Annotated in this window: 10 protein-coding genes; 4 read left to right on the top strand and 6 right to left on the bottom strand. The window is 61.6% G+C overall.

From position 1 onward, the window contains the following. Positions 1-125 precede the first annotated feature (125 nt). From clpX to tig, 3 genes are all read right to left on the bottom strand, one after another. Entirely contained in the window at positions 126-1,400 is a 1,275-nt protein-coding gene (gene clpX / locus C2U40_RS08750; protein ID WP_005301524.1) for an ATP-dependent protease ATP-binding subunit ClpX, read from the bottom strand. A 146-nt stretch (positions 1,401-1,546) separates the two neighbouring features. Then, positions 1,547-2,170, bottom strand: coding sequence for an ATP-dependent Clp endopeptidase proteolytic subunit ClpP (clpP, locus tag C2U40_RS08745; RefSeq protein WP_005301526.1), 624 nt, complete (start codon positions 2,168-2,170; stop codon positions 1,547-1,549). 86 nt (positions 2,171-2,256) lie between these two features. Next, positions 2,257-3,567 carry a trigger factor gene (tig, locus tag C2U40_RS08740; protein WP_016350912.1) on the bottom strand — a complete coding sequence of 437 codons (1,311 nt, stop codon included), beginning with the start codon at positions 3,565-3,567 and terminating at the stop codon, positions 2,257-2,259. A gap of 428 nt (positions 3,568-3,995) precedes the next feature. Here tig and C2U40_RS08730 point away from each other — a divergent pair, with 428 nt between their 5' ends. After that, entirely contained in the window at positions 3,996-4,430 is a 435-nt protein-coding gene (locus C2U40_RS08730; RefSeq protein ID WP_103828418.1) for a YccF domain-containing protein, read from the top strand. A gap of 73 nt (positions 4,431-4,503) precedes the next feature. Continuing rightward, positions 4,504-5,094: a 5'-deoxynucleotidase gene (yfbR, locus tag C2U40_RS08725; RefSeq protein ID WP_011705878.1), complete on the top strand. Its 591-nt coding sequence runs from the start codon at positions 4,504-4,506 to the stop codon at positions 5,092-5,094. A gap of 86 nt (positions 5,095-5,180) precedes the next feature. On the opposite strand, the gene lolE is transcribed toward yfbR, so the two are convergent. From lolE to C2U40_RS08710, 3 genes are all read right to left on the bottom strand, one after another. After that, entirely contained in the window at positions 5,181-6,422 is a 1,242-nt protein-coding gene (gene lolE, locus C2U40_RS08720; RefSeq protein ID WP_065477260.1) for a lipoprotein-releasing ABC transporter permease subunit LolE, read from the bottom strand. Next, positions 6,422-7,120: a lipoprotein-releasing ABC transporter ATP-binding protein LolD gene (gene lolD / locus C2U40_RS08715; protein ID WP_020480138.1), complete on the bottom strand. Its 699-nt coding sequence runs from the start codon at positions 7,118-7,120 to the stop codon at positions 6,422-6,424. Before lolD ends, lolE begins: the two co-directional genes overlap by 1 nt. Before the next feature lie 76 nt (positions 7,121-7,196). Further along, positions 7,197-8,432 (bottom strand): lipoprotein-releasing ABC transporter permease subunit, encoded by a 1,236-nt coding sequence (locus C2U40_RS08710; RefSeq protein ID WP_016350916.1) that lies wholly within the window; start codon positions 8,430-8,432, stop codon positions 7,197-7,199. 76 nt (positions 8,433-8,508) lie between these two features. Between C2U40_RS08710 and C2U40_RS08705 the strand changes: the two genes are divergently transcribed. Together C2U40_RS08705 and mfd are read left to right on the top strand one after the other, a co-directional pair. After that, complete coding sequence (locus C2U40_RS08705; protein WP_011705874.1) at positions 8,509-9,084, top strand: hypothetical protein; 576 nt, start codon at positions 8,509-8,511, stop codon at positions 9,082-9,084. A 9-nt stretch (positions 9,085-9,093) separates the two neighbouring features. After that, complete coding sequence (gene mfd, locus C2U40_RS08700; RefSeq protein ID WP_103828420.1) at positions 9,094-12,555, top strand: transcription-repair coupling factor; 3,462 nt, start codon at positions 9,094-9,096, stop codon at positions 12,553-12,555. The last annotated feature ends 153 nt before the right edge of the window (positions 12,556-12,708 follow it).

The following is a 12,708-nucleotide window of genomic DNA, read 5'->3' as shown; positions in this document are numbered from 1 at the left end:
TGTTATACCGTTGGCAAAGCGCTTGGCTGAGTATATGGGGGCGCTTAGATGAGATTCAATCGCCGAAACCGCAAAAAGCATGAAAGGGGCAAAAAGCCCCTTTCATTTGATTAAAAATCAGACATTTACTCTGATGCGGCGGCCTGGGTCTCGGGATTTTCGTAGATCATCAAGGGCGCGGAGTCCCCCTTGATCACGGTTTCGTCGATCACCACCTTGCTGACACCGTCCAGCGACGGCAGGTCGTACATGGTATCGAGCAGCACGGCTTCCACGATGGAGCGCAGACCACGGGCGCCGGTTTTACGCTCCATCGCCTTGCGGGCAATGGCGTTCAACGCGTCGTCACGGAACTCCAGCTCCACCCCTTCCAGATCGAACAGCGCGGCATATTGCTTGGTCAGCGCGTTCTTCGGCTCTTTCAGGATCTGGATGAGGGCAGCCTCGTCCAGCTCGGTCAGGGTCGCGACCACCGGCAGACGACCGATGAACTCGGGGATCAGACCGTACTTGATCAGATCTTCCGGCTCTACCTTGGCAAAGCTCTCGCTCAAGGTCGCCTTGGCGCTCTTGGACTTGACCTCGGCACCAAAACCGATGCCGGTGCCCTTGACGGAGCGCTGCTCGATCACCTTGTCCAGACCGGCAAAGGCGCCACCGCAGATGAACAGGATCTTGGAGGTATCAACCTGCAAGAACTCCTGCTGCGGGTGCTTGCGACCACCTTGCGGCGGCACGGAAGCGATGGTCCCTTCGATCAGCTTGAGCAGGGCCTGCTGCACCCCTTCCCCGGACACGTCGCGGGTGATGGAGGGGTTGTCCGACTTGCGGGAGATCTTGTCGATCTCGTCGATGTAGACGATGCCGCGCTGGGCCTTCTCTACGTCGTAGTCGCACTTTTGCAGCAGCTTCTGGATGATGTTCTCCACATCCTCGCCCACATAACCGGCTTCGGTCAGGGTGGTGGCGTCAGCCATGGTGAAGGGAACGTCCAGCAGACGAGCCAGGGTTTCAGCCAGCAGGGTCTTGCCGCTGCCGGTCGGACCGATCAGCAGGATGTTGGATTTGCCCAGCTCTACGCCACCAGACTCGCTGCCGCTGCGCAGCCGCTTGTAGTGGTTGTAGACGGCTACCGCCAGCACCTTCTTGGCATACTCCTGCCCGATCACATAGTCATCCAGATGAGCGCGGATTTCATGAGGGGTCGGCAGCTCGCTACCATCGCGCTTGGGGGAGATCTCGCGGATCTCTTCGCGGATGATGTCGTTGCACAGCTCGACACACTCATCACATATGTAGACGGAAGGGCCAGCGATCAGCTTGCGCACTTCATGCTGGCTTTTGCCGCAAAAAGAGCAGTAGAGCAGCTTATCACCCTCACCCTTGCGTTTTTCTGTCATTCAGCAACCTCGTTTTATCAATAGAGGATGGATTGTCCTGTTGAGTTTACAACAGTCCGGAACACCCTGCCCATGCCTGATCTGCCGATTGAGGACATCATCAAACCAGATGATGCCCTCGACGATGGTACGGGCTAGCTCGTGGCTCAGCCGCGGCGGCTCAGGACACCGTCAACCAGACCATAGGCCACGGCCTGCTCGGCCGACATGAAGTTGTCACGGTCGGTGTCACGCTCGATGGTGGCCATGTCCTGACCGGTATGGAAGGCCAGACGCTCGTTCAGGGTATTCTTGATCTTCAGGATCTCCTGGGCATGGATCTGGATATCAGATGCCTGGCCCTGGAAACCGCCCAGCGGCTGGTGGATCATCACGCGGGCATTGGGCAGGCAGAAACGCTTGCCCTTGGCACCACCGGCCAGCAGGAAGGCACCCATGGAGCAGGCCTGCCCCATGCAGACCGTGCTGACGTCCGGCTTGATGAACTGCATGGTGTCATAAATGGACATACCGGCCGTGACGGCCCCACCCGGAGAGTTGATGTAGATGCTGATGTCCTGATCCGGATTTTCAGACTCCAGGAACAGCAGCTGAGCCACCACCAGATTCGCCATGTGATCTTCAACCTGACCGGTCAGGAAGATCACCCGCTCCTTCAGCAGACGAGAATAGATGTCGTAGGAACGCTCCCCTTTCGCGGTTTGCTCTACCACCATCGGGATGAGCGCATTGCGTGGGGATTCAGTCACATCGTTATAGTTCTTGTACATAAGGCATTGTCCCTAAAATAAAATGGCCCGAGTGGAGATCACACGAGCCATTATACTTAACAGTCTTGACCTTAAGTCAAATGTTCTTAGGCAGCGGCACCGGACTTGTTGATCACTTCGTCAAATGCAACTTCCTTCTCGGTCACCTGAGCCTTGGACAGGATCAGGTCGATGGCTTGATCTTCAACTGCCAGGTTGCGAACGCCGTTCAGCATCTGTTCGTTCTTCTGGTAGTACTCGATCACTTCCTTCGGATCTTCGTAGGCAGTGGCCATGGATTCGATGATGCTGTTGACGCGCGCTTCATCAGCCTTGATCTCGTTGGTACGGATCACGTCGCCCAGCAGCAGACCTACGCGTACACGACGCTCGGCCTGGCCCTGGAACAGCTCGGCCGGCAGTTCAGGAGCGTTGCCGCCCTGGAAGCCGCCGAAACGCTGCAGCGCCTGCTGACGCAGGGCATCGATTTCCTGAGCAACGGCAGCCTTCGGCAGATCGATCTGGTTGGCTTCAACCAGACCGTTCAGCACCTGCTCTTTCACGCTGTTTTTCAGAGCTTGAGCCAGTTCGCGCTCCATGTTCTTGCGCACTTCGGCTTTCAGCTCTTCAACGTTGCCGCTCTCGATGCCGAAACGCTTGACGAACTCTTCAGTCAGCTCAGGCAGGATCTGCTCTTCAACCTTGTTCAGCTTGGAAGCGAACTTGGCAGCTTTGCCTTTCAGGTTTTCAGCGTGGTAGTCAGCCGGGAAGGTCACGTCGATGGTGAACTCGTCGCCTGCTTTCTTGCCCATGATGGCGTCTTCGAAGCCCGGGATCATGCGACCGGCACCCAGTACCAGGTTGAAGCCTTCGGCCTTGCCGCCGTCGAACTCTTCACCGTCGATGGAACCGACGAAGTCCATGGTCACACGCATGCCATCGGCAGCGGCGGCGTCCACTTCACTCCAGGTAGCGTGCTGCTTGCGCAGGGTGTCGATCATGTTGGCCAGATCTTCATCCTTCACGGTAGCAACCGGCTTCTCGACCTTGATGGTCTCGAGGCCAGCCACTTCAAACTCGGGGTACACTTCGAAAGTCGCGGTGAATTCGAAGTCCTGACCTTCCTGGATCTCTTTCGGATCCATGGTCGGGGCACCGGCCGGGCTCAGTTTGTTTTCGATGATGGCCTTGATGAAGTTGCTCTGCATCATTTCGTCAGCAACGCGAGCATGAGCCATGGCGCCGAACATCTTCTTGATGATGGCAACCGGAGCCTTGCCAGGACGGAAACCGTCGATGCGACGGGTTTTGGCCAGGCCGTTCAATTCTTTGCGCACGGCGGCGTCAACGGTAGCGGCCGGTACGGTGATGGTAAGACGGCGTTCCAGACCCTGGGTTGTCTCTACAGAAACTTGCATTCTTCTACCTCGTTCAACTCAGCACTGCGTGCTGACCCTTTATTGCCCCTGGGCAAAGCCCGGAGTCTTCCTGTTTATAAAGACAACGACTGTCTTTGTGATGAGAAAATATGACGCGACATTATAGCGGCGCACTTTGATCGAGTCGAGCCACACGTCCCCCAACCGGGCAGGGGATGGCACAATTCCCGCCAAACTGCCCTTTATATGGGGAATAGCAGGGCCGACTTCAAGCACACAAGCCGCAAGAATTTGCACTTGCTCACTTTTTTTCGTGCAAGAGCCTACTTTTTCACCTCATATCTCTCCATCGCGGTCTCTTTTCACCCCCTGCGACCCAAATTGTCCACCCCGCCCCTTCAACCATTGCGTCCATGACCATCGCTCGTTATGGTGGCAGCCATCTTGATAAGTCTGGAGTCACCGACATGGCCTTTTTCCGCTTCTTGTTCAATCTGCTCTGGTTCGTACTGGGAGGCGTCTTCATGGGGCTGGCCTGGTGGCTGGCCGGGCTGATCTGTTTTATCTCCCTCATCGGGATCCCCTGGGGACGCGCCTGCTTCGTCATCGGCACCTTCACCTTCTTCCCGTTCGGCAAGCAGGCGGTCAACCGCAAGACCATGACCGGTCTGAGCGACATGGGTACCGGCACCATGGGGCTGATTGGCAACATCATCTGGTTCGTGCTGATCGGGATCTGGCTGGCCATCGGCCACATCGCCTCGGCGCTGGCCTGCTTCGTCAGCATCGTCGGCATCCCGTTCGGCATCCAGCACCTCAAGCTGGCGCTCATCAGCCTGGCCCCCATCGGCCAGATGATCGTCACCAATCAGGAGGCCGAATCCGGCCGTTATATTCGCTGAAGGCGATGCCGCCAGCCGTAAAAAAGGGCAGACTAGGGTCTGCCCTTTTTCATTGCTATCTTCGAGGTCATCCATGCTGCCCAGCCACTTCTTCGCCAATCTCGCCCGCATGAAGCTCATCTATCGCTGGCCGCTGATGCGCAACATCCAGCCCGAGAACATCGCCGAGCACAGTCTGCAGGTAGCCATGGTGGCCCACGCCCTCGGCCTCATCAAAAACCGGCTCTTTGGCGGCAGCGTGGATGCCGATCGCGCCGCCGTCATGGCCCTCTACCACGACAGCAGCGAGGTGCTGACCGGCGATCTGCCCACCCCGGTCAAGTACTTCAATCCCGAGATTGCCCGCGAATACAAGAAGATTGAGCTGGCCGCCGAGCAGCGCCTGCTGGGCATGTTGCCGCCGGAGCTGGTCGAGGATTTTCGCCCGCTGCTTGATTCGGCAGCTCAGGATGGCGAGCTGGCCAGGCTGGTGAAGGATGCCGACACCCTCTGCGCCTATACCAAGTGCCTGGAAGAGATCAATGCCGGCAACCGGGAGTTCGAGCCGGCGCGCAAGCGCCTCGAGCAGATGCTGGCGGCCCGGATGAGCGACGAGATGCGCTACTTCATCGACATCTTCGTGGCGAGCTTCTCGCTGCCGCTGGATGAACTCAACGCCCACTGAACCAGCCAGATCCCCCCAAAACAGCAGGGCCCGCCGGTTTGCACCGGCGGGCCCTTCATTTTTATCAGCAGACAAGATACTGCGTATCAGTGCCCCAACTCGCGGGACGGCACCAGTCCGCTCGCCCGCCAGGCGGGGTAGAGGGTGGCCAGTAGGCTCATCAGGATGGCGGCGCCAGTCACGATGAGCAAGTCCTGCATGTGCAGCTCGGTCGGCAGGAAGTCGATGAAGTAGATGTCCGGGTTGAGGAAGCGGTGACCAATGAGCCTCTCGATGACACCCAGAATCTGGGTCAGCTTGCTGGAGAGCAGGCCGCCCAGCAGGGCGCCGAGCAAGGCACCCGCCACCCCGTTCACCATCCCCTGAATGACGAAGGTGAGCCGGATCTGGCCCGGGCTCGCTCCCATGGTCTTCAAGATGGCGATCTCGCTGCGCTTCTCGTTCACCGCCATCACCAGGGTGGAGACGATGTTGAAACAGGCCACCGCCACCACCATCAGCATCACCACGTACATCACGGTGCGCACCATCTGGATGTCCTGATAGAGATAGCCCTGGCGGCTCATCCAGCTGCTGATGTAGACATAGTGCGGGAACTTCTGGGCGGCTGCCACCGTGATGGACTGCGCCTTGAGCACGTCGTTCACCTTGAGGCTGAAGCCCTCCACCGCGCTGCCCATGCCGGTGATGGCCTGGGCATCCGCCAGATGCATGAAGCCGAGCACACCGTCCAGCTGGCCACCGATCTCGAGCAGCCCCACCACGGTGAGAGACTCGCGCTTCGGGTTCTTGATGCCGGCGGCATCGCCGCCCTGGGGCAGCAGCAGGGTGACAGTGTCCCCTATCTTGACCCCCAGCTTGTCGGCGATGGTCTTGCCGAGAATGAGGCCGTGCTCGCCGGCTTCCAGCTCGCGCAGACCCCGGCCCGTCATGTAGTTGCCCGCATCGGACAGATTGGCCTCAAGCTCCGGCAGCACGGCGCGCACCTGCAGTCCCTTGAGGGCACTACCGTGCTCCAGCAGGCCGTCGAGCCGGATCACCGGGGCGGCAGCCTCCACCCCGGGCTGAGCCAGCAGGTAATCCCGCAGCTTGGGCCAGTTGGGGAGCGGTGCCTCCATCCCCATCAGCTCGCCGTGGGGCACCACGGAGAGCACCCGGTTTTTGAGTTCCCGCTCAAAGCCGTTCATGGCGGAGAGCCCCAGGATCAGCGCCATCACACCGAGGGCGATGCCGATGAGGGAAGAGGCGGAGATAAAGGCGATGAAGCCGTTGCGACGGCGAGAGCGGCTGTAACGCAGGCCCAGAAACAGGGGCAGCGGTTTGAACATCAGGCGACCTCCGCCATCACGCCGCTCACCAGGGTCACCCGGCGATGGAGCTTGGCTGCCAGGCTGAGATCGTGGGTCACCACCACGAACGCGGTGCCGAGCTCGCGGTTGAGCTCGCAGAGCAGCTCATAGACGGCAGTAGCGCTGGCGTGATCCAGGTTGCCGGTGGGCTCGTCCGCCAGCACCAGGCTGGGTTCGTTGACCAGGGCACGGGCGATGGCCACCCGCTGGCGCTCGCCACCGGAGAGCTCGGACGGTCTGTGATTCAGGCGATGGGAGAGCCCTACCCGCCCCAGCATCCGACTCGCCTTGTCGGTCGCGCTCTTCACCGATTCACCGGCGATCAGCAGCGGCATGGCGGCATTTTCCAGCGCAGTGAACTCGGAGAGCAGGTGGTGGAACTGGTAAACAAAACCCAGCTCCTGATTGCGAAACTTCGCCTGGGTACGGCTGTCCCAGCGATGGATGTCCTGCCCCTTGAACAGCACGGCGCCGCTGGAGGGGTTGTCGAGCGCCCCCATCAGGTGCAGCAGGGTGGTCTTGCCGGAGCCCGAGCTGCCCACCACCGCCAGCATCTCGCCGGGCGCCACACTGAGGTCGATGCCCTTGAGTACCTGGGTCTCCAGATCGCCCTCTTTGTAGACATGGTTGAGGGCCTGACAGCGCAGCAGCGGCTCGCAGGAGACGGATTGATTCATAAAGGAGGCTCCACTTGCACCTGTAACAACGCCGGCGCCGGCAGCAACACCGGAACCAGTAACAACAGAAGATGAATTATTCATAACGCAGCGCCTCGGCCGGTTTGACCCGGGCCGCACGGGCCGCCGGGTAGAGGGTGGCGCTGAAGCTGAGCAGCACGGCGCCCAGCAAAATGGTCACGACCTGGGCGGGTTCGACGATGACCGGCAAGCCCGAGCCGCCGGCCGTCATGTAGAGGTTGAGCCCCACCGCATCGAGCAGGGGGTTGAGCCCCATGGAGAGCGCCAGTCCCGCCAGACCGCCGAACAGGGCGCCGATGACCCCGCTAGAGGCGCCGAGTACCATGAAGATCTTGACTATCCCTGCCTCGCTCATACCCATGGTGCGCAGGATGGCCACCTCCCCTTCCTTGTCGGTCACCACCATCACCAGGGCGGAGAGGATGTTGAAGGTGGCGACCGCGATGATCAGCACCAGCATCAGCCCCATCATCCGTTTTTCCATGGCCACCGCCTGGAACAGTTCGCCGCGCTCGCGGCGCCAGTCCTGCCACTCCAGTCCGTCCGGCAGCGCCGTCTTCACCACCTCGTCGGCGGCGAAGGGGTCATCCAGCCAGAGGCGGATACCGCCCACCTGATCCGCAGGCAACCGCAGCATCCGCTGGGCATCCCCCAGCGCAATCAGCGCGACCTGGCTGTCCACGTCGGCACCGACCCCGAAGATGCCGGAGACGGTGAAGAGGCGCTGGGCCGGCACCCGGCCAAACGGGGTGAAGCGGGTACCTTCGGTCAGGATCAGACGGACCTGGTCGCCCATGGAGACCTTGAGGCGATTGGCCACCCCCTGCCCCAACACTATGTGGTATTCGCCCGCCTGCAGGCTGTCCAGACGCCCCATCTGCATCTGGGCGTGCAGGATGTCGTCCTTGGGCCACTGGGCGGGATCGATGCCCTGCACGCTGACGCCGGTCAGCTGACCGGGGCTTTGCAACATGCCTTCGCTGTCGAGCATGGGGGCATGGGCAATCACATGCGGCAGCCTGGCCAGGTCGGGCAGGCCCTGCGGCGCGGCATCGATGCGCCCCGCCGGGCTGGTCACCACCACATGGGGGATCACCCCCAGGATGCGGCCCTTGAGCTGCCCTTCAAAACCGTTCATCACCGAGATGACCACCATCAGGGCGGCGACCCCGATGGCGATGCCGAAAGTGGAAAACAGGGAGATAAATGAAACGAAGCGATTGCTGCGTCGCGAGCCTGCATAACGCAGGCCGATGGCCAGCGACAGTGGCTGAAAAAGTCCAGTCTTCAAGGATATCTACATTGCCAACAAAATAAGATACCGGATAATAAAGGGAAACCGTCTATGACAACAAGGGATAGCCTCCATGCAGGAACAGTTCTTCAGTGTCACCCATGCCACACCGGTCAATGTGATCCCCATGCCCGGTGACTTTCATCTGCCCTCGCTGGAAGCACTGGAGGCCGAGCTGCCCGAACCCTTTCGCATCGCCTCCGCCATTACCTCCATCGACATGGTGACCAGCCGCCTGATCCGCAATCAGAACGATTCGATGCACGATCTGGTGGAGATCATCAACCAGCAGTCGCGCAAGATCGACATGATCATGGGCTATGTGCTGTCGGTGCAGGATCACCCGGAACATCGCTTTCACACCCTGCGCTTTGGTGCCGGCCAGCTGACCTATCTGCATCCGCGCCAGGGCCACGGCGAGGTGCCGCACCTGCACCAGATAGTGCGGCTCAAGATCTTCCTGCGCGAAGAGGCCTCCGCCATCTACTGCTACGGCCAGGTCAAGCAGCTGGAACCGAGTGAGCACGGCACCCACGTGATGCTCGACTATGTTCGGATCCGCGAGGATGACCGCGAACTGCTGGTACGTGCCAGCCTGCATATCCAGTCCAAACAACTCAAACTTCGTGCGCAAGACCGTCAACGTTAAAAGAATCGAATGATGCCAATGAAGCTTCCCGCCTTGCCCGCCAAGGCGGGCCAAAAGTTAACGCTCGGCCAGCTGACAGGCAGCAGCCTCTCGCTGATGGCCGCCCGCCTCACCCAGGAGGCAGATCGCCCCGTCCTGCTGGTGACCGCCGATACCCCGAGCGCCCTGCGCCTCGAACAGGAACTGCAATACCTGTTGGCCGACACGGGCTGTCCGGTGCTGCTGTTCCCGGACTGGGAGACCCTGCCCTACGACACCTTCTCCCCCCATCAGGACATCATCTCCCAGCGGCTCGAGACCCTCTACAAGCTGCCGCAGATGAGCAGCGGCGTGCTGATCGTGCCCATCTCCACCCTGATGCTGCGCACGGCGCCCCGGGTCTATCTCGACAAATACAGCCTGATGGTGAAAAGCGGCCAGCGCCTCAATCTACAGCAGCTGCGCGCGCGCCTTGCCGAGGCGGGCTATGTGGCGGTGGAGCAGGTGCTGGAGCACGGCGAATTTGCCGCCCGCGGCTCCCTGCTCGATCTTTTCCCCATGGGCAGCAACAGCCCCTATCGCATCGACTTCTTCGACGACGAGGTGGACTCCATCCGCCCGTTCGACCCCGAGACCCAGCGCTCCAGCGAACCGGTCAAGAGCGTCAGCCTGTTGCCGGCCCGGGAGTTTCCCACCGACGAGGGGGCCATCGAGTTGTTTCGTGGCCAGTATCGGGAACAGTTCGAGATCTCCCGCGCCGAGGGCTCCGTCTATCAGGAGGTGAGCAAGGGACGCTGGCCGGCCGGCATCGAGTACTATCTGCCGCTCTTCTTCCAGCAGACCGCCAGCCTGTTTGACCACCTGCCGGACAACACCCTGCTGCTGACCGTGGGGGAGATCTACCCCGCCGCCCAGCGCTTCTGGAACGACATCGCTCAACGCTACGAGGACAGGCGCTGGGACAATACCCGTCCCCTGCTGCCACCCCAGCAGATCTATCTGCCGGTGGAGCAACTGTTTGCGGCGCTCGGCCAATACGCGGCCGTGCGACTGCAGGAGGCCCCCACCGCCGGCGATGCGGGCCAGCACGATCTGCCCATCTCGGCGCTGCCCGAGCTGCAGCTCGATCACAGCAAGGAGCAGCCACTGCTGGCCCTCAACCAGTTCCTGCAAGGTTTTACCGGGCGCACCCTGTTTGCGGTGGAGTCCGAGGGGCGACGCGAGGTGCTGGGCGATCTGCTGGCCCGCATCGCGCTGCAGCCCAAGGAGTTCGCGTCACTGGACGCCTTCATTACCAGCAAGGCCCGTCACGGCCTGCTGGTGGCACCGCTCGAGCGCGGCTTCTTGCTGCGAGAACCGGGGCAAGAGGAGCTGGCGCTCATCACCGAAACCGAACTGCTGGGCGGCAAGATCCGCAGCAAACGGCAACGGGAGAAGAGCAAGAACCTGAGTTCGGATGCGGTGATCCGCAACCTCGGCGAGCTGACCCAGGGTCAGCCGGTGGTGCACCTGGATCACGGGGTCGGCCGCTATCTGGGGCTGGAGACCATCGATGCCGGCGGCCTGCCCACCGAGTTTCTGACCCTCGAATATGCCGGCGGCGACAAGCTGTTCGTGCCGGTCACCAGTTTGCACCTGATCAGCCGTTATACCGGCTCGGACAACCCGCCCAGCCACAAGCTCGGCGGCGAGGCCTGGGTCAAGGCCCGGCGCAAGGCGGCCGAAAAGGTGCGCGACGTGGCGGCCGAGCTGCTGGATGTCTATGCCATGCGGGCGGCCCGTCACGGTTTTGCCTTCAAACACGACCGCGAGGCCTATCGCCAGTTTGCCGCCGGCTTCCCGTTCGAGGAGACCGATGACCAGCTCAACGCCATCAATGCGGTGCTCGGCGACATGTGCCAGGCCAAGAGCATGGATCGGCTGGTGTGCGGCGACGTGGGCTTCGGCAAGACCGAAGTGGCGATGCGGGCGGCGTTTGTGGCAGTACACGGCGGCAAGCAAGTGGCCGTGCTGGTGCCCACCACCCTGCTCGCCCAGCAGCACTACGACAACTTCCGCGACCGCTTCGCCAACTGGCCGGTGCGGGTCGAGGTGCTGAGCCGCTTCCGCTCCGCCAAGGAGCAGACCGCCGTGATGAAAGAGCTCGCCGAAGGCAAGGTCGACATCATCATCGGCACCCACAAGCTGCTGGGCGCCGAGCTCACCTTCAAGGATCTGGGGCTGCTCATCGTCGACGAGGAGCATCGCTTCGGGGTGCGCCAGAAGGAGAAGATCAAGGCGCTGCGGGCCGATGTGGACATCCTCACCCTCACCGCCACCCCCATCCCGCGTACCCTCAACATGGCGATGTCGGGCATGCGGGATCTCTCCATCATCGCCACCCCGCCCGCCAAGCGGCTCGCCATCAAGACCTTCGTGCGCCAGCAGGAGCCGGCGGTCACCCGCGAGGCGGTGCTGCGGGAATTGAAGCGTGGCGGCCAGGTCTACTACCTGCATAACGACGTGGAGAGCATCGAGAAGTGCGCGGCGGATCTTGCCGAGCTGGTGCCGGAGGCGCGCATCGGCATCGCCCACGGCCAGATGCGCGAGCGCGAGCTCGAGCGGGTGATGTCGGACTTCTACCACCAGCGCTTCAACCTGCTAGTCTGCACCACCATCATCGAGACCGGCATCGACGTGCCGAGCGCCAACACCATCATCATGGATCGGGCGGATCATCTCGGTCTGGCCCAGCTGCACCAGCTGCGGGGCCGGGTCGGCCGCTCCCACCACCAGGCCTATGCCTACCTGCTCACCCCCCATCCCAAGCTGATGACCAAGGATGCGGCCAAGCGGTTGGAGGCCATTGCGTCCCTTGAAGATCTCGGCGCCGGCTTTGCGCTGGCCACCCACGATCTGGAGATCCGCGGCGCCGGCGAACTGCTTGGCGACGATCAGAGCGGCCAGATTGAATCGGTCGGCTTCACCCTCTACATGGAGATGCTGGAGCAGGCAGTCGAGGCGCTGAAATCGGGCAAGGAGCCGTCGCTCGAACAGCTCATGAGCCAGCACACCGAGGTGGAACTGCGCCTGCCTGCGCTGTTGCCGGACGACTACATCCCGGACGTCAACATGCGCCTCTCCATGTACAAGCGGATTGCAAGTGCGGCGGACGAGCAGGAGCTGCGCGAACTGAAAGTGGAGCTGATCGACCGCTTCGGCCTGTTGCCGGAGCCGACCAAAACGCTGCTGGAGCTGGCGGCCTTCCGCCAACGAGCCACGGCGCTGGGCATTCGCCGGGTGGAGATGAGCGAGCGCGGTGGCTATCTGGACTTTACCCAGGAGACCAAGGTCAACCCTGCCTATCTGGTCAAGCTGCTCTCCGAGCAGCCGCGCATCTACAAGATGGACGGGCCGACCCGGCTGCGCTTCCAGGTGCCGACCCAGGACAGGGCCATGCGCCTCAAGCTGGTGGATGGCTTGCTGGCGGATCTCGCCAACAACAGCCTGTAGGCGGAAAGCGAAACAAAACGGGAGCCACTGTGGCTCCCGTTTTGTTTATGTTGGCTGGTGACGAGCGTCTCCCTTCTCCCCTTGTGGGAGAAGGGTCGGGGATGAGGGGGGCAGTGAAAACCATTCCCCTCACCCTGCCCTCTCCCAGAGGGA

Origin of the sequence: Aeromonas sp. ASNIH4 (assembly GCF_002934425.1) — a bacterium.
GTDB classification, from domain to species: domain Bacteria; phylum Pseudomonadota; class Gammaproteobacteria; order Enterobacterales; family Aeromonadaceae; genus Aeromonas; species Aeromonas hydrophila.
This window is presented reverse-complemented; position numbering and strand designations above follow the sequence as displayed.

What these genes read in the sequence shown, in the direction of transcription:
- clpX (WP_005301524.1), bottom strand. Translation starts at nt 1,400, where the DNA reads ATGACAGAAAAACGCAAGGGTGAGGGTGATAAGCTGCTCTACTGCTCT.
- clpP (WP_005301526.1), bottom strand. Translation starts at nt 2,170, where the DNA reads ATGTACAAGAACTATAACGATGTGACTGAATCCCCACGCAATGCGCTC.
- tig (WP_016350912.1), bottom strand. Translation starts at nt 3,567, where the DNA reads ATGCAAGTTTCTGTAGAGACAACCCAGGGTCTGGAACGCCGTCTTACC.
- C2U40_RS08730 (WP_103828418.1), top strand. Translation starts at nt 3,996, where the DNA reads ATGGCCTTTTTCCGCTTCTTGTTCAATCTGCTCTGGTTCGTACTGGGA.
- yfbR (WP_011705878.1), top strand. Translation starts at nt 4,504, where the DNA reads ATGCTGCCCAGCCACTTCTTCGCCAATCTCGCCCGCATGAAGCTCATC.
- lolE (WP_065477260.1), bottom strand. Translation starts at nt 6,422, where the DNA reads ATGTTCAAACCGCTGCCCCTGTTTCTGGGCCTGCGTTACAGCCGCTCT.
- lolD (WP_020480138.1), bottom strand. Translation starts at nt 7,120, where the DNA reads ATGAATCAATCCGTCTCCTGCGAGCCGCTGCTGCGCTGTCAGGCCCTC.
- C2U40_RS08705 (WP_011705874.1), top strand. Translation starts at nt 8,509, where the DNA reads ATGCAGGAACAGTTCTTCAGTGTCACCCATGCCACACCGGTCAATGTG.
- mfd (WP_103828420.1), top strand. Translation starts at nt 9,094, where the DNA reads ATGATGCCAATGAAGCTTCCCGCCTTGCCCGCCAAGGCGGGCCAAAAG.